This is a genomic window from Flavobacterium sp. ov086, from assembly GCF_900187965.1.
Classification (GTDB): domain Bacteria; phylum Bacteroidota; class Bacteroidia; order Flavobacteriales; family Flavobacteriaceae; genus Flavobacterium.
Genome location: NZ_FZNL01000002.1, coordinates 336,938 through 360,309, shown reverse-complemented (window position 1 = coordinate 360,309; position 23,372 = coordinate 336,938). Strand labels below are relative to the sequence as shown.

At 33.1% G+C, this 23,372-nt stretch carries 15 protein-coding genes and 1 pseudogene; 6 read left to right on the top strand and 10 right to left on the bottom strand.

Annotated features, from left to right (window positions below):
* Positions 1–172: 172 nt before the first annotated feature.
* The gene (locus CHB81_RS03455; protein ID WP_089350489.1) at positions 173–1,291 is read right to left on the bottom strand and encodes a FecR family protein; all 1,119 of its coding nucleotides are present in this window, start codon (positions 1,289–1,291) and stop codon (positions 173–175) included.
* A 91-nt stretch (positions 1,292–1,382) separates the two neighbouring features.
* Complete coding sequence (locus CHB81_RS03450) at positions 1,383–2,000, bottom strand: RNA polymerase sigma factor (protein WP_089350488.1); 618 nt, start codon at positions 1,998–2,000, stop codon at positions 1,383–1,385.
* A gap of 1,471 nt (positions 2,001–3,471) precedes the next feature.
* On the opposite strand from CHB81_RS03450, the gene CHB81_RS03445 reads away from it, so the two are divergent.
* From CHB81_RS03445 to CHB81_RS03420, 6 genes and pseudogenes are all read left to right on the top strand, one after another.
* Positions 3,472–3,945 carry an RNA polymerase sigma factor gene (locus CHB81_RS03445; protein ID WP_089350487.1) on the top strand — a complete coding sequence of 158 codons (474 nt, stop codon included), beginning with the start codon at positions 3,472–3,474 and terminating at the stop codon, positions 3,943–3,945.
* 2 nt (positions 3,946–3,947) lie between these two features.
* The gene (locus CHB81_RS03440; protein WP_089350486.1) at positions 3,948–4,493 is read left to right on the top strand and encodes a hypothetical protein; all 546 of its coding nucleotides are present in this window, start codon (positions 3,948–3,950) and stop codon (positions 4,491–4,493) included.
* 198 nt (positions 4,494–4,691) lie between these two features.
* A complete protein-coding gene (locus tag CHB81_RS03435) occupies positions 4,692–5,732 on the top strand; it encodes a hypothetical protein (protein ID WP_217899710.1) in 1,041 nt (346 codons plus the stop codon).
* Between the two features lie 1,136 nt (positions 5,733–6,868).
* Complete coding sequence (locus CHB81_RS03430; protein WP_089350485.1) at positions 6,869–7,189, top strand: roadblock/LC7 domain-containing protein; 321 nt, start codon at positions 6,869–6,871, stop codon at positions 7,187–7,189.
* Between the two features lie 18 nt (positions 7,190–7,207).
* Positions 7,208–7,582: a hypothetical protein gene (locus CHB81_RS03425; protein WP_089350484.1), complete on the top strand. Its 375-nt coding sequence runs from the start codon at positions 7,208–7,210 to the stop codon at positions 7,580–7,582.
* Positions 7,583–7,892: 310 nt separating this feature from the next.
* Positions 7,893–8,003, top strand: a pseudogene (locus tag CHB81_RS03420) (IS3 family transposase); the annotation flags it as partial.
* Positions 8,004–8,277: 274 nt separating this feature from the next.
* Here CHB81_RS03420 and CHB81_RS03415 read toward each other — a convergent pair.
* From CHB81_RS03415 to CHB81_RS03380, 8 genes are all read right to left on the bottom strand, one after another.
* Complete coding sequence (locus CHB81_RS03415) at positions 8,278–9,951, bottom strand: endo-1,4-beta-xylanase (protein ID WP_089350483.1); 1,674 nt, start codon at positions 9,949–9,951, stop codon at positions 8,278–8,280.
* A 28-nt stretch (positions 9,952–9,979) separates the two neighbouring features.
* Positions 9,980–11,011 (bottom strand): DUF5627 domain-containing protein, encoded by a 1,032-nt coding sequence (locus CHB81_RS03410; protein WP_089350482.1) that lies wholly within the window; start codon positions 11,009–11,011, stop codon positions 9,980–9,982.
* Positions 11,012–11,063: 52 nt separating this feature from the next.
* Complete coding sequence (locus CHB81_RS03405; protein ID WP_089350481.1) at positions 11,064–12,800, bottom strand: RagB/SusD family nutrient uptake outer membrane protein; 1,737 nt, start codon at positions 12,798–12,800, stop codon at positions 11,064–11,066.
* Between the two features lie 27 nt (positions 12,801–12,827).
* The gene (locus tag CHB81_RS03400; RefSeq protein WP_089350480.1) at positions 12,828–15,854 is read right to left on the bottom strand and encodes a SusC/RagA family TonB-linked outer membrane protein; all 3,027 of its coding nucleotides are present in this window, start codon (positions 15,852–15,854) and stop codon (positions 12,828–12,830) included.
* 45 nt (positions 15,855–15,899) lie between these two features.
* Entirely contained in the window at positions 15,900–17,789 is a 1,890-nt protein-coding gene (locus CHB81_RS03395; RefSeq protein WP_089350479.1) for a RagB/SusD family nutrient uptake outer membrane protein, read from the bottom strand.
* Positions 17,790–17,799: 10 nt separating this feature from the next.
* Complete coding sequence (locus CHB81_RS03390; protein ID WP_089350478.1) at positions 17,800–21,003, bottom strand: TonB-dependent receptor; 3,204 nt, start codon at positions 21,001–21,003, stop codon at positions 17,800–17,802.
* A 675-nt stretch (positions 21,004–21,678) separates the two neighbouring features.
* Positions 21,679–21,924, bottom strand: a complete 246-nt coding sequence (locus tag CHB81_RS26790; RefSeq protein ID WP_176427479.1) for a hypothetical protein — start codon at positions 21,922–21,924, stop codon at positions 21,679–21,681.
* 27 nt (positions 21,925–21,951) lie between these two features.
* Entirely contained in the window at positions 21,952–23,226 is a 1,275-nt protein-coding gene (locus CHB81_RS03380; protein WP_089350477.1) for a glycosyl hydrolase family 8, read from the bottom strand.
* Positions 23,227–23,372 lie beyond the last annotated feature (146 nt).

The window sequence follows — 23,372 nt, the reverse complement described above, 5'->3', positions numbered from 1 at the left end:
TACTGTTCAAGCGTATTTTGTAGAAACACAATAAAATGACTCTTTCCAGAGAGTTATTCTATTTTATCAAGTGTCGGATATGTGACAACATTTCGACACTTTTTTTTTAGTTTTTTCACATAGGCAGTAATTTAGTTTGATTAAAGTTATATATAGTTTGATTGCATAATACCTAATAACATCCCTGTGAGGTTATTATAATTTGATTTCCATTCATTTCAAAACTGGTATCGTGACCAATACTATTACAAATAATTTTAAGTTTTTCTGACAATGGCTGGTCACTTAATGAAGTTGTTAAATGACAATCTTTTAATTTATCCTTAGGAAAATCAATTTTGATTAGATATGCCTGCTCTATTGTTTTGAGAATTTGATCTAAAGGAATATCAGTAAATTCAAAACTTAATTGTTCAATTTTACCAGTATTACTGGTCAATGTCTTGTCTTCTATAATATTAGTGATCTTGGTGAAACTTAAATCACACCTAAAAAAGCGTACGGCTTCGTTCGGAAATAAAACAACCTCATTTTTCTGGTCTGAATTTGCAACCAATTCATTTGAACTTACCCTGACTTTACCTGTACGAACAAGCACTTCAATATTTGGCTGATCTGGGTAAGCTTTTATCCGAAAACTAGTACCAACTACTTTTGTAATAATTTCGTTTGCGTAAACAAAAAAAGGCTTATGGGAATTTTTAGTAATTTCGAAGAAACCTTCACCGGATAAATAGACTTTCCTTTCGTTTCCCGTAAAAATTTTAGGATAACTTAATTTACTTTTGGGCTCTAATAAGACAGAACTCCCATCAGACAGAGTAATTACTTGCGGCTTGTTAGAATTATTGGTTTGCTCAACAAGTCCTTCAATATTATCATTAACAAGTTCCTTATATGTAACAACAGTGTGATTGGTTTGCAATTGATTTTTGAAAAACCCAACCGATAAAAAAGCAAAAAATATAGTAGCTGCAACTCCTGTTAGCCAATACTTTTTCAGGTATCTGCCAGTTTTGATTTTAGTTGATTTTTTAAGATCTTTTATCTCTTCAATTTTAGCCCATGTTGATTCTAATGCAGTATTTAGTTCTAAAGAAGAAATATTAATATAAGGTCCTTTCATTGCCAGCAATAAAAGCCGGGCATCTTGAACCAATTTAGCGCGTTGTTGACTTTCTAAAGTCCATTCTTCCCAGCCTTGTTCATCAATTTTAGACAAAATCCATGTTCGGAATGATTCATCAGATAAGAAATCTTCAATTTCGATATAATAATTACGTTTTTGCATCTATAAATAAGGTTACAAAAACACAGAGGTCAACTTGGTTATTAAGTACTCACCAAATTATATTTTTTTTATGTTTTTTTTATGTTTTCTTTTAAATAAGTTTAAAAACACCTGAAGACAGCAATGCAATAATTGAAAGATGCCCCTTCCATTCTTTACGAAGCTTAAATAATCCGCGATGCAAAAGATTCTTTGCCGATTGATAATTAACATCTAACATTTCTGCAATTTCTTCTACACCCAGACCTTGATTATACCTTAAAAATAAAGCTTCTTTTTGACGTGGAGGTAAATCGTTTAATAACTTATTGAGGTAGAAAACACTTTCCGCAGTTGCTTCATCATCAATAAGTTCTTTCTCAATCGAAAAATCAAAAAGAAACTCAATTGAATCCGTAGTTGTAGTTTTTCTAAAAACACGATCCCGTTCGTGCAAACGTGCAATTCTCTTTCGTACACTTGACAATAAATAAGCCTTTACCACATTTGGTTCCTGCAAAGATTCCCGATATAACCAAACATCTGCAAACACGTCCTGGACACAATCCTGAACTCTTTCTGGAAAACGATAAAATGAGTTTCCATAACTAATTAAATCACCATAGTACTTTTCAAAAAGCAGAGAAAATGACTTTTCGTCACCCTCTTTAAGTTTATTCCAAAGTTTGTGGTCATCATAGGTTTTCGTTGTCAGAAATTGGGTCTTCATAAAAAATGGTTTTAGTAAAAGTGTTATCCAATTTTTTAATCATGAGATAAAATGAACATTATTTAAAGAATTTTATATCTTTAATAATTACCTTTAATGCCATCAAAAAAATTACCTGCAAACCTCATTAAAACTTCTTTAGACCATGGTATCCTTTTGTATCAAAAAGCTACCTTATTTATTAAATTTGGCTACAAACACAGCTTAACATTTAACGAAATTCGGTTAGAAAGTTGTTTATAAGTGTTTTAAAAAATATTCTTATTGAATTTCGGTTTTACTTTAGTCGTCCATTAAAGCTCTGATTTCGGACTGAGCGTAGTGTATTTCGTAAATCGATTGTGCTGTTATATTAAATTCGGGCTCAATAGGATTGGAAATTCAAATGACTCATAATCAGATTAAAAAATCCTATTGATTTATTTTTGGAATCTTTGTGGAACATATATATTGAGTAGTAATTATAAACAGGTACAAATTGGGAAAATTAAGGGGGCAAATTTGCAATCGCTATTTTGTAAAAAATAATAGACATGAATAATAATTGCCCTTTATTACAATATCTAATAAATGTAAGTTAAAAAATATGGAGATTAATTAATACTTCAAAGTTACATCGGGCATTCAAAAAAGGCAATTACGGAGAGCTGTCATAATAAGTTAAGGCAGAACCTTAAATAAAAAATGTGCTTTCAGAGGGTGAGGTAGCACCGCCAATGCATGTAGCTTAGAGCATCTCCCGTCTTCTCTGAAGCATTCGAGAATCAATGGAGGGAAGCTGGTTATTAGTCTGCCGAATTTGTTATTTGCCTTTGCACTTTTAAACCGGGATTTTAAATGGGAGGAGCAGAATCGAGTTGTAACCAATTTCCTGTTAGTCCTCGATTTGTTGTTCAAGCTCTGCATCGGCAAAGAGCTGTCTCCAATAATAGGCGATTATAATGCATTACAATAGAGATAGCTTCATAGGAACGCACGGCTATAAGACTGTTCTTTTCCTTGCCTGTTCAGTAGGCACCTGCTTCCAATTCCTTGATTTAATTTTTTTTGACTCCTAATAAATGTCGGTTTATTTCTTCAATTCGATATAAATACCTAAAAAAATTTAAACAAAATAAACAACAAAATTGACCACGAAAATATTTAAAAAATTGACGTTCAGGTTTTGTGGCAAAATCGTGGCACATGCTATTTTTGAAAACTAGAAATTTAGCAAAATTAAGCTCTAACAAGTTTAGGTTCGAAACTTTAGAAGACGGGTTCGAATATTGATAAGAAAGAGTTTATATTACACGATATTAGAAACTAACCTTTATAATTCAGAAAATTGCTAAAAACCAGTTTTGATTTAAAATTATTTTTTAAGGTTATTATTTCAAAAGAAAATAAAAATTACATGTACTGTAAGTTTTTCAACTTTTTAGCAACCAATAGTTAAAATATAAATTAAGATGAAAGTAGAAAATCGCTTATGAAAGATAAATTTACAGATGACATACTTACGCATCAAGCATTGATTCATAAGATTAGCCGAATGTATCGAGATACCCTCGAAGATCAAGAAGATCTTTTTCAGGAAATTGTCTATCAGCTTTGGAAATCTTATCTCAAATTTCAGGGTAAATCTAAAATCACTACTTGGATGTATCGAATAGGATTAAATACTGCTATGGCTACTTTTAGAAAACCGAAAGTGAAAGTAGACTATTCTAGTGTTATTCCGGAACAAAAAATATCCCAAGAATCTCAAACTGATTCTTGGAGAGAAGATTTACTGTTTGCCGCGATTCGTAAACTCGATGAAGATGAACGAGCATTTATTGCACTTTATCTGGACGATTTGAGTTATGCAGAAATTTCTGAAGTCATTGGGATTTCCGAAAATAATGTTGGTGTTCGTCTAAACCGAATTAAAACAAAACTTAAAACAATTTTAAACAAATAGTTATGGAATTAGAAAACTTAAAATTAGATTATCAAAACACAGGAAAAGCAGCATTTAATAAAGAAACCATTCTAAAAATGATTTCAGAAAATAACCACCCTGTAGTAAAAAGTATTAAAATACAATTACTAATAGAGACGGTTCTTTGGACTATCTTTATAGTAGTATACTATGATATTTTTGACGGACATTTAAAATCTGTTCTTTGGAATTTCTTACTTGTTACAGCTATTTTGTTTATATTAGTACACAATATTTTAGGGTTCAAAATAATAAATAATCCAATAAATGGAGAAAATATTATTGAATCTTTAAAAAATTACCAAGACAAAATCAAAACCTATTCTAATTTTTCGATAGTTAGTCGTGTTTTTGCTATTGTAATACTTTTAGGATATTTTATTTCAACTATAACTTTTACCAAAGAAAAAATAATCTCATTGAGTTTTATTGCGCTTATTTTTCCTATTCAAATTTATCTTTTAAATCGAGTTTGGGCAAAGAGGAAATCTCAAATAAACACAATACTCATGAAACTGAAAGAATAAAATCCCTCGGGTTTTGCAACAATATACAAATTAGAATAAATGTAAAGCCTGATAAATCTATATTTCTCAGGCTTTACATTTACTCTAAATATCTTTCTTTTTAATACAAACAGCTATAAGTCTAATTTTGAAAAACGAATCACTCAAAAAAAACGATTCGAACGAAAAAAAATATTATTCAACGTAAATGCTTACATAATGATAAAAATATATTTATACAAAAGGTTTATAATGGTGATTCTATTGTTGCTTTTTGGTGTGATAAAAATTACGGCTCAGAAAAATTATATTTATTTTGATCACCGAGAAAAAGCTGGCAAAAACATTAGACAAGATAAAGCATTGCATGATCCTCGATTTAAGGGAGCGCAAATTGTCTATACATGGCGTAATCTGGAACCTGCCAAAAATCAATATGATTTTAGTGCAATTCGAAAGGATATAAAATATTTAAAATCACTAGGAGGAAAAAAAGTTTGGATTCAACTTCAAGAAAAATCCTTTACTGCTGATGTTAAAAATATACCCGACTATATTTTAGAAGAGCCTATATATCAAGGTGGAGTTATAAAGCAAAGTATGCTTTCTGCTCCTGAACGCGATCCAAATAAAGCTGTCACAAATGATGAGTATGGCTGGTGTCCTAAAATGTGGGTAAAACCTGTACGTGATCGATTTCAAAAATTAATCTTTGCTTTGGGAAAAGAATTTGATGGTAAGATTGAGGGGATTAATTTTAGTGAAAGTGCAATAGATATCGGGACTGAAAATTCAGATGGAACAACAACCTTTCCTGTTGGCTTTAGTCCCCAAGATTATGTAAATGCAATCGAAAGTAATATGATCGTACTTTCTGAAGCTTTTAAGAAGTCAAATGCCATGGTCTACTTGAATTTTTTGCCAGGTGAATGGCTACCTTGGAATGATAACGGTTATATGAGAGGATTGTTTGCAAAAGCTAAAAAATTAAAAATGGCTATAGGTGGACCTGATTTAATGCCATACCGTGAAAGTCATATGGGTCAAACGTATGGTTTTTTCAAAGAGTATCCAGATAATTTAGTAAAAGGAATGGCAGTTCAGGATGGAAATTTAAGACAAATAAATCCAAAGACGAATAAGAAAAATACAGTAAAAGATATTTTAGAATTCTCTCAGAATTATTTAGGTCTTGACTATATTTTTTGGGTTGAAGAAGATCCTTATTTTAATGAGGAAGTTCTAAGGGATATTCGATAAGATATTAAGTTTATATTGTTTAAAAGCAGTCTGCAATGGCTCGTAAATAAGGATTTAAAAGATAGGTTCTGCACGATCTTGGTCTTTAAATAATAAAAAAAATAGTACTCTAAATTTTGTGGCAAAATCACGGCACAGTTGATTTTGTAAAATTAGAAATATAGCATTTATAGGGGATACAGCATTTAGGTTCGAATGTGCAGCTAAAAATTACATTTTAGTTATTTTTTTTGCTAACAGGCTCGAGCCCTGTTCTGGAAAAATCAATTCCACTCACCATTAAATAAACTAATGATTGATATTACAAATAATCTCTTGTAATTTAAGGTATTTTAGGGAACTGAGATCGAGATAGTGATTAAAATCCCGGATAAGTTGACTTTGCTCATAATAACCACATAAATCAGGGAAAGAAATAAAAAAAGAAGGTACTCTGCTTTGAACTATAAAACTATTGAGGAATTTAATAAATTAACTAATTACAAAAATGTAGCTTAACTTTTTCTCTACTTTTTGTTTGCATATCCAATAGTAGGATTTTATATTCCGGACATAGGTAGTTTTAATAATAAACTATACCTGGTTCGAATCTTTCAATAGCACCAACTGCAAGAAAGTCATCTCATTTTTCACAACTATCATTGTTTGCATATTGTACCATTAAATATCATCATTTAACATTGAAAAAATACTTTTTTAAGATTCTTTTTAATTAAATATCTTTTTAAAAAAGCCCTTTTTTACAAGTTTTTGTGAGTCTGAACTTTCCATAATTCCGTTTTCAAAACGAAATCTTCTAAACTTCATCAGTTTTACATTTAGATCAAAGCGTAATTCTTCAACAGTTCTCATTTGGTTATTTTTTTTCAAAGCTATGAAAAACTTTTAATAAACAAAATTTATTGTGAATGCTAAAATAACAATTAACGGAAACAAAATAAAATGTTCTAATTTTAATAAATTCCTTTTTTTTTAATGTTATTTTTTATTCATTTTGTTTAAAAAATAAAGAAACATTACACTATAAATAAAAGTAATTCAATTTGTTACGTGTGCCTTTTTTTTAACACGTGTTTATATCACATTTATAATTTTTAGAATATATTTGGCCACCTTAAAAACTCTAAAATAACAATATGATTGATTTAAATTTACTGGTAAAAGAAACCGGGGCCGAATCTGGATTAAGATTTAATATAGATGGGATTCTACTGGAATCTATTAATTTGGAGTATGACGGAAATGTCGCCGCAATGATTGGGATGATTTTAAAAATGTGTTTAGAAATGTCTGAGGATTTAAATAATGGGGAACTTAAACAGGTAATGATTAAGAACAACGATGGTATAGTGGTAGCCAATAAAGATCAGAACGACAATTGTGTAGCACTACTTTCTAATGATATAAGCAAAATGGGCCTTTTACTACGCAAAATAGATACTTTTTTTAATAATTAATTTAAATACAATTAAAACATGTCAGATTTTTTACAGAATTTTCAAAATGATTTAAAGGAAAACATCAACGGGTTCATTGCAGTTTCAGTTACCGAAGTTGAAACGGGAATGTCATATTGCTCTCTTTCCTTAAATCCAAATTTTGACCCGGAATTAGCATCAGCTTATAATTTAGAAGTAGTAAAAGCAAAATTAAACGCAATTAAGGCTTTAGGATTAAATCAAAAAATAAACGACATCTTAATTACACTTACAGATCAAATACATATTTTAGACCTTTCCGAAGATGGTAAATATTTTATTTATTTAGCTGTTGATTCAACAAAAGCGAATCTTGGATTAACAAGAGCAACTTTGGCTAAATTTAAAAAAGACATTATAACAAAATTATAATTTTGCCCCAATAATGAGAAAAGGCTGTTCCATTTTTTTTGAACAGCCTTTTTTGCTCTTTTAAACTCATTAATCTCTGTTAAAGCTTTAAAACTGTAATTTATTGTTTCTATAGAATACTATTTAGCTGCTATAATATTTTTTGCTTACATCTCAGATTAATTTCTTAGAGCCATTTCAAAGTTTTCCGGTTCTAATGTTTCACTCATAATAATGAATTATCCTAAATATTTACTATTAACTGCAAAAATAGGTTCTGTCGCATCTCTCAGAATCAAACACGAATATTTAAGGAATTCAAAAGTTAAATGATAATTTACAAAATGATTTAAACATAGAATATTATAATAACGATAGAATAAAACTAAATCTAAAAGGAATGAGCCCGATAAAATATCGAGCTCATTATTATCAAATTTAATTATAAATTCGTCTAAACTTTTGGGTGCAGTCTAAAAACAGGTCGTCTCTCTACTATTCAAAATTCACAAATTTTCATTCTTTTTCAGTTAATTACATTGACATTTTGCAAAAACACCTAATCTGAAATACTACTAATTCTTTTCTTTTATAAATTCAATTAACTATTTTCCCATTTTTTAAGGCCGCGATAACGCAGCCTCAATTGGAGATGTTTCCTTTACGAGAACATCATCCTTTCTATAACTTAAATAATAAATTGAATTCCATAATTATTACTTCATTCCCTTAAGTCCCTCTGCAAAAGTTGCATACGAAAACTTACGGGTAAAATTAAGATCCCACAAACCTTGGTGTTGTCCTGGCAACCAGGACGAATCTGTTTTACTGTCCGTTAGTCCCCAAACAGTGATTCCGTATCTCTGATTTGTGGGTATGTTTTTGACATACATATCTACAACATATTTATACATATCTGCTTGTTTTTTAAGGTCCGATTCTGTCGGATTAAGTCCCGCAGCAACATCCAATTCCGAAACTTTTATAAGCTTTCCTGTAGCTGCAAGTAATTTGAACATTGTATTAATTTTTTCTTTGTCAGAATTAATACCGATGTGCATTTGAGTACCTATTCCATCAATTTTTTGCCCTTTACTTTCAATGTAAGTGACATATTGGATAAGACCATTACACTTATCAATACTATACTCAAGGTTATAGTCATTAATGAATAACTTATCTGTTGCATTACCGTTTTTTCTGGCAAGTCTAAATGCGTCAACAGCATAATCTTTCCCTAGATAATCTTGCCAGTAGAATTCATCGGCAGCCATATTTACTTTACCAATACCTGTTTTTAATTCATAAGGATTTCCATCGTCCATTGGTTCATTAACAACATCCCAGGCTTTAACATAGGGTGCGCAGTTTTTAACCATTCCTGTTATCCACTTCTCCAGTGCGTCACCAATTATAGCCTTCTTCTGTTCAGGTGTTTTATCTTTTGTCTGAATACTGCCAGTTGCGTTAAACTTTTTCAAGGTTATATTGTCAAAATAAAAATTAGTAGCAGTCTTCCCAAGATTAAAGGCTATTGCTCCACAGTTTGCCATCTCAGTAGTAACTGTAATCTCTTTACTATAAGTTGTCCAGATGGGAGTATAAGAAATAGAGCCGAAAAAATCCCAATGTTTATAATTCCCTGCGGTAATTTGTGCCTGAGTAGGAGAAGATGCGTCAACATCTGCACGCACATCCATACTAAGTGTGTATTTTTCACCTACTTGTACAGCCGGAGAAAACTTTAAGTAAAACTGTGCCTCCCAATCATTGGTACGAACAACTGCGTTATTTAACTTTAATGCCCTGCCTATTCCGTTAGCTCCTTGGCCTACAGCTGTAAAAGATGCCACTACATTAGAATTGTATTGATAATTTGATGCGTCTGCAGTCTCAAAATCTGCTGCAGTTACCAGATCCCAGCCTGGACCTGTTGATGACAAAATATCTGGGGCGATGAGACTATTTAGATAAGCTGCATTTTGATTGGCATGCCAACAAAGAGTGTGTCCAAAGACAGAAACATTAGCCTCATTGGCAGTTGCTAGTAATTTATTGACATTATCAAGATCCAGTTTTCCATCTGATTTTACTATTGCGCCGTGTTTCATTTCATAACCTAAAGTAATCTCATCAAAATTCTTATTCACTAATCTATACATCAAACTTTTACTTGTATAATCAGACAATGAAATACCTGCGCCTAATTTAAAATTAGGGTTAGCAGTTCGATCTACATAACTTTTTAAATCAGAATAAGAATTAATTTCTTCCTGATTCGCTATGCTGGCAGGTTTATCATAATTGTACTTTAAAGCATTATCGTTTGTACAGGATGCGGCCATCATCAAAATTGAAGACAATAGCAATTTTTTGTATAATTTATTCATCTTCTTAAATTTTTATAAAATTTTTCAATTATTTTTTAACTGGATTATAAACAGCGGCAGTAACACCTCTATCACGTAATACTAATGTGTCTTTTGTAGCTAGATTAAAATCTTGAAAATTTACTTTATAATCAAGATAAAGGGCATCACGATCTTTGCTTCCCCAACTGTTCTTTTCTCCTTTTTTTACAAATTTACCCGTCCCGCTTGCTGTAAACGATGTACTGCTTCCTGAGACTGTACATTTATTTTCATTATCAAATGTAAGCGTCAGATTAAAATTAATATTAACTCCATTAGCATCTTTGACAACAACAGGAAAATCAATGGTATTTAATGATAGCGTATTAATTTTGGAAACCTGATCATTTTCCACGTAGGTCTTATGTCTGACAACTATTCTATTGAGTGATGTATTTCCATTATTTCCAACAATAACATCTTTACCTCTTCTTAAATAATTACCATCCCAAGTATTTACATACTTAACAGCATATAAAATATAATCTTTGGGTGCAACACTCCAATCTGTACTTAACAGTTTTAATGGATTAGAGACTAGAGCCTTTCCAGCGAGGATGGTATCCGCATTAACTACTTTTTTCATTTCAATAGGGATAACATATGTCTTTTTAATCGATTGAGGATCTGCAAAAAAGGCATCCGCTAATTGCACCTCTATTCCCCCTGTAATTTGACCTTTTGGAATAACAATCTTATCACTTGAAAGTTTGTAATAGCTGCTTGGCATTGCAACGATTTCATTTTCACCGGCATTAAATAAGAAACCGGCAGTCAATGAATTTGCAACAGCAATATCAATGGTTACATCTTTATCATTTTTATATACACCGCCTAAAGTCCCCATTATTTTGCACTTGTGCTGATTGTCTAAAGTTGTATCAAAGATATCTTCTCCTAATGTTATAGTTCTGACAGGGTATTGATACGCAAAATAAACCGACTGATAATCAAAATTATCAAACTCTGCATCTTGATTAGTACATGAAATCATAGATACAAATACAGTTGTTAGCATTAATAAAATTCTGTTTTTCATTTTTCTTTAATTATATTAAATTTCTTTATATACTAAGTAGAACCTTAATGTTCTACCATCCCTTGTTTTGGAGTAAAGCATTAAATTTAAGTGCTTCTGAGTATGGAATTGGCCCATATTTCATATACTCATTATAAAGTCTGTTTTCTACAGTAATTTTTTGATGGATTCCTCCTTGGATTTTATCCCCATTTGCTGATTCGTTTAAATTTGAATCCCATCTGCGTAAATCCCAAAATCTAAATCCTTCAAAGCATAACTCCAAACGGCGCTCATTTCTAATTAAGTTTCGCATTTCCGTTTTATCAGCTTTAATCGATTCCAAGTAAGAATCAGGTTGAACTATTCCAGCTCTTGTTCTTAAAGCCTTAATAACATCATAGGCTGAGAATCCTATGGAGCCTGTTGCTGTTGGTCCCCATGCTTCATTTGCAGCTTCTGCATAAATAAGATACAATTCAGTATATCTCATACGTGGTTTATAATGTCTCTGATTATTAATTGAAGTCGGATTTAAATTCACATCTTGCCTCAATAATTTTCTCATATAATAACCTGTACGAGTTGATGTACCAACCTTGTTTAAGGCATCATTTGTTGTACCATCACTAGCTGTCGTAATTACAGAATTACTGACTCCGGCGGTTGACAGGTTTACTAAAATGAATTTTTTCAAACGAGGATCACGGTTTTCATAAGGTTTTGCCGGATCATAATTACTACTGGCAGCAGTAATAGGATAACCGTTTGCCATTGGAAAAGCATCAACTAAATTCTGTGTTGGATTGATACGTCCCTTTCCAAAAAGAGTTGGAGGAAAATTATCACTTTCTAAATTATTACTGTCAGCAATATCACTTCTCCAAAGAATTTCCGGAGGGTTAACTCCAGCTCCTATACCTTTTAACTCTTCAACATCACTGTACCAATTCAATCCATTAGAAGCTATTCCAAGAACTCCTCCATTGAGGTTCAACAATGCCCCTGCATATTTAGCGGCATCTTCCCAAGTTGTTGTATTTCCTGTACTGAAAGCTGGACTAGCGGCTAATAAGGCTGCCTGTGCTCTTACAACTTGTGCAATCCTGGAAGACATTCTTTGTCTTGCATATTGTCCAAAAACCCGATTATAATCGTTTAAATTATTTTGACCGGGAGGTAGTGTTAAAGCATCTTCAAAATCTAATGGCAGCAATTCAGTCGCTTTTTTTACATCACTATACAATTGTTTCATACAATCTTCAAAAGACGAACGGGCAACATTAAAGTTTGAAGTTGCAGTTTCCGGTTGCAATAATATTGGCACTCCTAGTAGTTGATCGTTAGTAGCTGTTCCTGCATGTGCCTGCAACAAATAATACATGTATAAAGCTCTTAGTCCATAAGCTTCACCCATTAAACGATCTCTAAATAGAAGGCTTACATTTTCGTCTTTTGCCCATTTCACTTTCGGAGCTTCCGCTAAAAAAATATTCAGATACTGAATGGCTGATCTTGAATTTAACCATTGATCTAATGGATTAAAATTTGAAGTCCATTGACCAGTCGCTACCTTAAGATAATTGTTTGATATATTATTTGTTACAGCATCATCTGTTGCTACATCATTAAATGACCAGGAATTTCCGGGCAGTCTTGTATAAGCATTAAGAAGAATTCCTTGTGCATATTCAGCTTCTGCATACATATCTTTAAGTCCTCTATTATTCTCTATTGCCGGATCAATCAAATCATCACAGCTACAAAAAACAAACAGAACTGATATAAAAATTAATACTTTTACTTTCATAATAATTAATTTAAGTGTTTTTTAATTTTAAAATAATGCTTTAACACCAAGGTTATAGTATCTCGTTTGTGGTGCATTTCCAATACTTAATTCCATAACATCTCTGTTTTGAGACAGCGTCAGCAGGTTAGATCCAAGTGCATAAACACTCAGTTCATTAAAAAAAGTTTTCTGAAGCATCTTTTTTGGAAAATCATAAGTAAGTTGTACTTTAGAAAGATTTACTCTGTTAGTACTGTACATCCAGAAATCTGACGAACGGAAATTATTATCGCTGTTCAATGAAGTTAACCTTGGATAGCTTGCCGTTTCTTTATTCTCTTCTGTCCAACTGTCACGTACGTTAATTGAATACTTGTCTTCACCATCCATCCAGAAATAAGAACTATTTTTCATCGCATAAGCCCCCGTTTGTCCTGTGAAAATTGTAAAAAATGTAAAATTGTTCCATTTAGAAGTAAAATTAATACCAAAAGTAAATGGAGCTCCATTCCAACCCGCTCTGCCTAAATAAACTTCGTCTCTATTATTGATAATGCCATCACCATTCTGATCTATATATTTAATATCTCCTGGTTTAACTTGTCCAAAAGTTTGAGAAGGTGAACTGGAAATATCTAGTGCATCCTTAAAAAAGCCATCACTTCTAAGTCCCCAAAGTCCATCTAAAGCTGTGCCTTGTCTATTTTGGTAACTATCATCGTATAATTCGGCTCTTTTAGATGCTTCTGTTTTTAGATATGTCCCCGTAAATCCAAGTGCTAAATCAACATTTCCAACTTTTTTATTGAATCTTACATCAAAATCAAACCCAATACGTTTATCATTATTATAATTAATATATGGCAGGAATGAGGTGTTAGGAAAGCCCGTAACAAAGTAATTTGGATATAAAGTTGAAGCCTGAATAACATTTCCGGTAACTTCATTGGCAAAAAAGTTAGTATTTAAGGTGACTAAGTTCTTAAAGAATACTCCTTCTAACCCAAAACTTAATTCTTTTCTCTTGGCAAAACCTAAATCTAAATTTTCTCCTCTTCTGGCATCTGTACTTCTGTTTAGAGCTCCATCTCTCCAACTAAACCAGGCTCCATCTGTCTGATTATAAATACTTTCATACAAATAATAATTTGAAACATCTAAATCTGTATTTAAAACACCTCCCGAAACACTCAATTTTAGACTATTGACGGCCGTCAAATCTTTCATGAAATTTTCTTCAGATATTTTCCATCCTAAAGACGCTGTAGGATAAAATCCTTCGCGATTACCTTTTGCAAATTTGGCAGAATGTACAAATGCACCATTGAACTCTGCAAAGTATTTTTGATCAAAATTGTAAGATAAATTTAAACCTAAGTTAGCATTACTTGTTTTATGATAAACACCAGAGAAACTCTGTTGAAATCCTGAGCCAATAAGCATTGCTGATAAATTATTATGTTCATTAATTTTTTTCTTATAATTAAACTGCCCTGAAAAAGCAACCGTTTGAGAAAGAGAGCTTCCACTAATATTCTCAATTCCAGTTTTTGAATCTTTTCCATACTTTGTTAAAGATGTAATCTGGTCTATGCCTGCATAATTATTCCAAGATGCTTCATAAGTCGCATAACTATTATTGTAAGATTGGTTATACGAATTAGAATAATCAACTGCAAAATCAGTATGAAAAGTCAGTCCGTTAATGACATCACCTAACTCAACATTAATACCTGTATTAAACTGAAACTGACGACTTACAAAGGTGTTGTGCCCACCTGCGTATATGGCTGCAAAAGGATTTGTAGGATTAAGCTGTGTGCCGCCCAATAAATATTGTCCATCAACTATATAATTACTATTTTTTACAAGCGCCATTGATGCATCATCAGTAGACTCAATCATACTAATAGGTACTAACGGACTAAATAAATAAGGACGTAAAGTAGCAGCACTGTTCCAGTAGTCTGTATTTACCCCTCTTGAATTACTGTATATTGCATTTGCCCCGATTGTTGCCGAGAAGCGGTCATTAATCCTAAGGTCTACATTACCTCTTACATTAAATCTATTATTTTTATTTTTTGCAGCTTCACCAAAATCTTGTAGAGGATCTTCTTGAGACGAAAAATTAACAACAGTATAGTATTGTGCAGATTTATTTCCGCCTGTTATCTCAACATTTGCATCATAATTAAAATAAAACTTCTTAACGTATTCTGGCGCATAATAATTAACATCGGCATATCTATATGGATTTTTACCTGTTGAATAATTGTAAATGGTTTCATCAGAATATGTTGGGTCTAAACCATCATTAACACGTGCCTGATTATAATAATGCATATATTCTGCAGAGCCTAAATATTTTGGAAGGCTCTTTGGAATAAATACTCCATTGTCAAATCTTGTGGTAATTTGTTGTTTTTGTACTTTCCCCTTTTTTGTTGTAATATAAATTACCCCTTTTGCAGCACGGCTTCCATAAAGTGCGATCGCAGAAACTCCTTTTAGAAAAGTAATTTGTTCAATTTCAGTAGATAATACTGTATTAATATCGCGGGGCACTCCATCTACTAAGACTAAATAACCTCTCATTCCCCAGATACTCTCATTATTATATCCTCCAACAAGAGCCTGAACTCCGTCTAAACTAGAAGTTGTATAGTTTTTTTCTAAAATTTCAGGCACATTTACAAAAGAAATGCCTCCTATTAAATCCTTACTTTCTTGCTTCTTAAAAGCAATCTGAACTAAACTTGAATTTTCTTTATCTAAATTTATGTCAGTTATATCAGTTGATGCTTTTATTACAAGTGTAGTATAACCAATAGCACTAATCTCTATATCAGTATTAGCTGTTACGCTTATTGAATAACTTCCGGTTTTATCCGTGGCTGTTGTAATATTATCTTTTTTACTAACAATAGTTGCATTTTCAAGTGGCTTTCCTTCTGATCCAATAACAATTCCGGCTAAATTTATTTTCTGATCAATTTGAGCAAAAATTTTGGCAGGTAAGAAAGTAAATAACACAAAACATAACACTATTTTAAGTTGTATATATCTCATTATTCTATAGTTTTATTTTTAAATTTTTTAAAACAATCATTTTAATTACCATCCCGGATTTTGTGAAAACTCTAAATACATATTTACATCTGCATTTTTTAACGGAAGCCAATAATGCTTTTCGCTAAAATTTCTCACCAAGATCACTTCCTCGCGAATATTGACAACTTTATTTTCGCTTGGTTTTGTTGCATCAAATGAAGATGCACGGTCAAATTCTATAGATTTTTTGATCGTATACGGACTTTCAATCAATAATAACCAACGACGTAAATCATTGAAGCGGTGTCCTTCAAAACTCAACTCTACAGCACGTTCACGTCTAACCTCGTTCATAAAAGAATCTAACGAACCTAAATACTCTGGTGCAATGTGTCCAACTCCGGCTCTGTCACGAATTACATTTATAGCATCTGTAGCATTTCCAGAATATTTTGGATCTTTTCCTGTAGCAGAACCATAACCTTGAGCTGCAGCTTCGGCATACATTATGTATATATCTGACAAACGCATCCAAGGAAGGTGGATATTTAAATTGTTACCATATCCAAATCCGTCGTCAAACTTATTTGCGCTTCTGGGAATAAACTTATAAAGCAAATAACCAGTTCTGCTTCCCGTACTAATATTTCGGTAGCTTCCGTTTGTATACAGGTTTGCATAACGGTTATTCTCTTCGGCAGCCGGCATAGAACCCGTGACACATTTTACACCATCATATACAATATCATTGTAAAAACGAGGATCACGGCCTTTCCAAGGGTAGTTTGGATCATATCCTGAATCTGGATCCGCTTTAGTTATGTCTTTAATAGGTTTTCCATTCGCCATTCCGTAATTATCAACATAATTAGCTGTAGGCAGGAATTTCACATCTCCATCACATATTTGAGGCGCTGGCTGATATTGTTTAGAAGTACCCCAATTAGATCCGTTTGCTCCCCAGTAAGGACCTCTAAAAATAGCTTCGGTACCTCCTGGCATTTTCCAGTTACTTCCGGTGGTATAAAAATTATCACTGTATTTTGTAAACGGCATTAATTTATATTGAGAAGCACCGCTTTCTGTAATACTTAATAATTCGGCAAAAGCTGCTGCTGCTTTTTTACAATATTCTTGATTATAACCGGCATTTCCAGTGGATACTTTATTCATTAGCGGACTTCCTGCCCACAAATAATTTTTACCTAAATATCCCAAAGCCATTATTTTATTGATCCTAAGTTCATTTTTTCCTAATGTTCTTTTTCCAATAACTGTATTATCCCAATTGACAGGAAGTAAGTCAGCTGCTGCTCTGAAATCACTGGCCGCTTTATCAGCACATGCTTGATAACTAAGTCTTGGTAATTTAAGTGGCTGATCACTAGGAAGTACTTCATCAATATAAGGAAGACCTCCAAAATACTGCATAAATTCAAAATGAAACCATCCTCTAAAAAACAATAATTGTCCTTTGATTAAATCTTTTTCTTCTTGAGTATATTCTGTCATCTTATCAATATTTGCAAGACCTATATTTGCCTTACGAATACCTGCCCAGCCCAATGTCCATAAATCCTTATGCATACGGTCATTATCCGTGCTTACATTATTTCTGTTCATCCAGCCTGCCTGCCATCCGTCATACTCTCTTTGCCAACCCCAAAAATCTCCTTTTTCTATCTTACATATAAAGTGAAAATCACGAGCAGTAGACTGAATTTCATCTTCTCCCCAATTCCATGAATTGGTCCAATATCCATTGGTAAAATCTGGAATGCATTGGTACAATTCCTCGGTGAATCCTTGAAAATTTTCAAAATTTTTAAAAGCCTCCTCAGGAGATATATCTGAATCAGGAGATTTATCAAGATAATCACTGCAAGATCCTGAAAGTATAAATAAGCCTAAAACTAAGCTGTACTTTAATATTATTTTAATATAATTCTTCATAATTAAAATTTTAGAATATAATGTTAGCCCCTAAATTGAACCTTTTTACAGTTGGATAAGCACCTTGTGATGCCCAGCCTGTTCCTGCATAATTTGCTTCTCTATCATCGGGCATATTAGACCATAGAAACAAATTATTTCCATTTAAATAAAATCGTATGCTTTGAAGCCCTGATGATTTTATCCAATTCCTTTTTCCGTCGAAAGTATAAGCGATTTCAGCATTTTTCAAACGAAGGTAGGATCCGTCATACATATACCTGCTCCCGTCGTTATATTCACTAGCTGTAGCGAGCCAACGAGGCATTGGTTGACTTGCATTTGTATTATCTTGTGACCAGTATGCTCCTTGATCATACACAACATGATTTTGACCTGATAAACTGGTAAGAACAACTTGTCTGGTCACATTATTTACACCATAAAACTGCACAAACGCACTGAACCCTTTCCAATTAACACCAACTGTATTATTATAAGTGTTTTGTGGTGTTCCTGTATAGCCATAAGGAATATTATCTTTAGCATCAATGATACCGTCACCATTGTAATCAAGGATATTAAAATTACCTGGAAGCTTAGTCGCATCATTTGTGCTATGAATTGTACTGGCATACAACTCATCCCAAGTATTGTAGTAGCCCTGGCTTACATACGAGTGAGCCTGACCAATAGAATATCCTTCGCTTTTTTGATAATTTGGCAACAACTCAGGATTATCTGCATTTATAATTTTATTTTTTGAATGAGTAAAATTGGTTGTCCACCATACATTTAATCCATTCCCAAAAGTATGATTGAACTTTAATTCTAATTCATATCCTCTATTTTGAACTTCACCTAAGTTTGCTACTGGTGCTACCGCACCGTAATAAGAGGGTATTGCTCTACTATTGCCCGGTAATAAAATATCTGTTCTATCTTCTTGATAATAATCAAATGTACCCGAGACGAATCCTTTAAAGAAAGCAAAATCAAGACCTATGTCACTTTTCTTTGCTTTCTCCCAGTGTACATCTTCATTACCAACTGTTGCTTGTTTATACCAAGTATAAGGGCTTGCTTCTGCTCCTTCTCCAGTTGTTCCTAAAACCGAATTACCGCCATAAGCCCACTGAGATTGATAAAGAAATCTGCCATTAACATTATCATCACCGATCTCACCGTAAGTAGCTCTAATCTTTAATAAATCAAGGAAAGATTCCGTACTCTTCATAAAATTTTCTTTTGAAACAATCCAGCTTAGTCCACCAGAAGAGAAAAATGCAAAACGATTCTCCTTGCTAAACTTTTCAGATCCGTTGTAAGCTCCGTTATATTCTATAAAATATTTATTGGCATAATTATAAGTAGTACGGAATACCCAGTCTTCTCTATAATGCGGAATTTCACTTCCAACAGCATACTGATCTCTACTAAAAAGTCCCAAGGCTGTTACATTATGATTTTCAGCAATTTTTGTTTGATAGTTTAACTGCAATTGATAAAAAAGTTTACGTGAAGTTGCAAAATCTCTTACACTGCCTCCTGTGGTTGTCCACTTTATACCTTCTTGAAAATCAAATCTGTTATTAGAATCATAATCTTTTTTGAAAAGAACAACGCCAGTAACCGGATCTATATACTTTTCTTGTACATCATTAAATAAATCACTTATTCCTCTATCACCCTCTACAAATGTGTTATCCAGAGCAACCATTCCTTTAAAACTTAGTCCTTTCAGCAATTTGTCAAAATTTTGTTCAATTGTAAAGTCCGTATTTAATCTTGTTGTTGTAACAAATTGAATACCGCTTATCGCAAGATTTCTCACAGAATTTGATGCTTTTCCTTGATTTGGCGCATAATATCCCCAAGAACCATCCTCATAATAAGGAAGAAAAACATCCGGAGCAGTTGAGTACGCAGCATCCCACATCGTATATTCACCACCAGAAGCACCCCAAGGGCTTTTCTTCTCTCCATGAGAGCCAGCAAGACCAATTTTAAACACTGTACTGGGGGTAACTTGGAAATCTAAATTACTCCTAACATTCAAACGATTATAGCCATACCCTGGATCATATCCTCTATTATTATTATATTTTTTAAACAAATCACCTTCACTTAAAAAATCAGCACTTGCAAAATATTTTACAGATTTCGTTCCGCCGCTTACATTTAAACTCGCATTATAAGACATGGCATAGTCATTAAATAAAGCCTTCTGCCAGTCTACATTAGGATAACGCTCAGATTCTTGCACATTTGCCGGGTATCGATACTTATCAATGATAGCCTGAGGGACATAATCACTCCAACTCGATGGACTTAATGCCAACTCGTTTTCGATGACCCTGTTTTTAACCATTAATCCATCATAAGAATCTAGCTTAGCAGGCAATTTAGAAAGGGTTTTAACAGTTGAATTAAAAGTAGTCCTTATTAATGCTTTACCAGATTGACCGCGTTTAGTAGTAATAAGTATTACACCATTTGCACCTCTAACTCCATAAACTGCAGTAGCTGACGCATCTTTTAATACCGAAACAGATTCTACCGAAGTTATCTCAACACTATTTATTGGTCGCTCTACACCGTCAACCAAAATAAGAGGTTGTGCGTTATTCCAAGTACTTGCGCCTCGTATAAAAAGCTGAGGATCTTCCTCACCAGGCATACCTGAACTGGCTGATGTTATCAAACCTGGCACATTACCAGTCAATGCGGCGCCGATACTTTGAACACCTCCGGCACGTTCTAAAACTTTTCCAGAAACCTGAGTAATTGCAGCTACTAAACTTTCTTTTTTCTGTTTTCCATACCCTACTACAATAACCTCATCCAGGATTGTTTTCTCAGGTGTTAATACCACGTTGATCTCTTTGTTATTGCTAACTTGCCTTTCAACAGTTTTAAACCCTACAAAACTGAATACTAAAACAGCATCAGAAGGTACATTAATTGTATATCTTCCATCGAAATCAGTAGTAACGCTTAAATTGGCTGTGCCTTTTACCAAAATAGTAGTTCCTGGCACACCGTTACCATCTTCTGATGATGTTACCCTACCACTAACTGTAATTTCCTGCTTAATAGTACCGTTTGTAATATATCTTGAATCAGAGAAGCGATTCTCCGCAGCTGATAATTGGGTGATAAACAAAAACTGAAACAAAACTCCTAAAGGCAGATACATGGCTCCGTTTAGAATTTTAGATAATTTTATTTTCATGTTATTTAAATATTTTGAACTTGATCTATACTTTATACTGCTATCAATATTTATCGACAAACAGATACAGACTTGATTAAATTAATTTTATATTTTTTCCAGCCGGAAATTGATAATACTTTTTACTTTAATTCAGGCTGCTATTTACAATCCCATATATTTATAGTTGTCACTGCCTAAATGAGATTATCTGAATCCGTGAATGATAAATTGTCTTTACAAAACTGACTGTACCCAGCCTCCAGTTGTTGAGCAAATAATTCTTGAATAGCTCTTTTGTTTTGCTACTCCTACATTCCTCATAAAGTTTGAGGGTTTCAGGCTGGTAAAGAAAACCAGCTCTTGAGTTTTTTTTCCGAAAAAATAAAATTTTGGTCATAATGGTTAGTTAATAAAGTTTTGGTTAATTATTTGGTTGTTTTTTTTCATTCTTAAATAGAAATTCTTTGCAATATTCACATAGGCCAATCACTACTCTTTAAATAAAAGAGATGCCATTTCTTTGAAACTACGTCGCCAGGTCAAAAATTCATGACCTGTATTTTCAGAAACATAAGAAACCGTTTTGCATCCGGAATCTTTCAGCTTTTTTTTTACAGATTCCGGCCTTTCACGGCTGCCACAGCTTATAAAAAGAAGCTTGATCTTTGATTCATATTTAATTAATCTTCAGGTTTATAAAACACCTACGCTTAGGAGCGCGTAATGAGAAAAAATCCAAGATTTACTACAATAGACTTGGCTTTGAGAACTAAAATTTGAAATCACGCATAACCTTGAGACTTTTGGATATTCTTGTCCAGGCTGATTAACTATTGAAGGTTTAAAATCTTCAAGAACTGAAGTCTGGCTCATTTGTCCAAAACCTGCACCACCAGACAAAACAAACATCCATAGAATAACAATTATATACTGTTTCATATTTTTATTCTTATTTTTTAAATTTAACTAACGCTCTGGGGCTATAACCTTATAATTTCCGCTAAGGTGCATTAAACTAAAGAGGTACATTAACCCGTCATAATATGGATCAAAGTAACCGTCATCATAAGGTTCGAGTTTGGCATTCCAGATCGCATGAACAAAATCGATACTATTTTTATCCTGATTGACTAATGACGCTGTTGCTGCTGTTGACACTAACCCCATAGAATGTCTTAGTTTTTTGACTGGCCCTGCCTGAAGAATAAAATCAGGAGTAGATCCATCCAGATTAAATTGATCTTCATAAGTATCTAATCCTTTAGATCTAAGGAAATTTTGAAATCTCTTCGCATAATCTTCCTGCCATTTTTTATCTTTTCCATACCAGGTATAATCCATCGCTATATTCATAGGAACACGCCATGAATCATAACGAAATGCAGGAGGCATCCACGGTGTAGGATGAGGCTCCCCGCTAAACTCTGTATAATCTGAAGTTAAACCTGTTACAGGATGGCAGGCATTATGCAAAAAATTACGAGAAACTTCAGCACATTCTTTATAAAACTGCTCATGCCCGTCTTTGGCATACAATGCCCATATTTCATAAAATGCAGGAACATGATAAGAAGGATCTGTCCAATGATATCCACCGCCTTCAGGCACAAAGGAAATCTGCTTATGCTCTGTATTTATAATATTATGCACATTGCTGGTACCGTCTTTTTTCCACATGGCATCCAATATTTTTCTGGCTTCCTTGTAGTAGTTTATTCCTGTATTATTGCCCCATTTATTAGACGCAAAAAGCAAACTGGTTATATAATACAATTCCCCATCTGAAGCAGAACCGGGAGAATTTTGTTTTTTGGTTACCGGATTCACACTCCATGCAAAATAGCCTTCTCTTGGTCCATCCTGATGCTGCATATATTTTACAGACCAACGCCATAGACGATCAAAAACTTCTTTTTTATTAAGTTGAACCGCGATCATCATTCCGTACGACATTCCTTCGGTACGGGCATCCTTATTTTTAACATCAGAAACATATCCTAACGAATCACCTTCTTCAAAATAAACTTTGTTTGGTCCTTCAAAAACATCGTAATATGCTTTTGTTAATTTCTTATCTATTTCAATTTGGCTGTAACCTGCTGCTGCAAAAAGATTACGATACTGAGGTCTTTCGAGTTCTGCTTTTGCTATTTTCTTTTTATTTTGACTAATAGCAAAAACCGGAATAATCAAGGCAAAAAACAACATTAAAAGTCGGATTGTAACCAAGTATTCTCTCATCCTTTTTATATATATGACCATATTTATCTTTTTATTACTTATGTGTATCAAGAGTTGAAAGTCTACAATTTGTGCCGTTAAGCACTAAATATTGGTAGAAAACATGAATTGGAATAAATTTAGCGTGCCGTAGGTACGCAATAGTT

Coding starts and splice junctions, on each gene's coding strand:
- CHB81_RS03455 (WP_089350489.1), bottom strand. CDS start 1,291: ATGCAAAAACGTAATTATTATATCGAAATTGAAGATTTCTTATCTGAT.
- CHB81_RS03450 (WP_089350488.1), bottom strand. CDS start 2,000: ATGAAGACCCAATTTCTGACAACGAAAACCTATGATGACCACAAACTT.
- CHB81_RS03445 (WP_089350487.1), top strand. CDS start 3,472: ATGAAAGATAAATTTACAGATGACATACTTACGCATCAAGCATTGATT.
- CHB81_RS03440 (WP_089350486.1), top strand. CDS start 3,948: ATGGAATTAGAAAACTTAAAATTAGATTATCAAAACACAGGAAAAGCA.
- CHB81_RS03435 (WP_217899710.1), top strand. CDS start 4,692: ATGATAAAAATATATTTATACAAAAGGTTTATAATGGTGATTCTATTG.
- CHB81_RS03430 (WP_089350485.1), top strand. CDS start 6,869: ATGATTGATTTAAATTTACTGGTAAAAGAAACCGGGGCCGAATCTGGA.
- CHB81_RS03425 (WP_089350484.1), top strand. CDS start 7,208: ATGTCAGATTTTTTACAGAATTTTCAAAATGATTTAAAGGAAAACATC.
- CHB81_RS03415 (WP_089350483.1), bottom strand. CDS start 9,951: ATGAATAAATTATACAAAAAATTGCTATTGTCTTCAATTTTGATGATG.
- CHB81_RS03410 (WP_089350482.1), bottom strand. CDS start 11,011: ATGAAAAACAGAATTTTATTAATGCTAACAACTGTATTTGTATCTATG.
- CHB81_RS03405 (WP_089350481.1), bottom strand. CDS start 12,800: ATGAAAGTAAAAGTATTAATTTTTATATCAGTTCTGTTTGTTTTTTGT.
- CHB81_RS03400 (WP_089350480.1), bottom strand. CDS start 15,854: ATGAGATATATACAACTTAAAATAGTGTTATGTTTTGTGTTATTTACT.
- CHB81_RS03395 (WP_089350479.1), bottom strand. CDS start 17,789: ATGAAGAATTATATTAAAATAATATTAAAGTACAGCTTAGTTTTAGGC.
- CHB81_RS03390 (WP_089350478.1), bottom strand. CDS start 21,003: ATGAAAATAAAATTATCTAAAATTCTAAACGGAGCCATGTATCTGCCT.
- CHB81_RS26790 (WP_176427479.1), bottom strand. CDS start 21,924: ATGAAACAGTATATAATTGTTATTCTATGGATGTTTGTTTTGTCTGGT.
- CHB81_RS03380 (WP_089350477.1), bottom strand. CDS start 23,226: ATGAGAGAATACTTGGTTACAATCCGACTTTTAATGTTGTTTTTTGCC.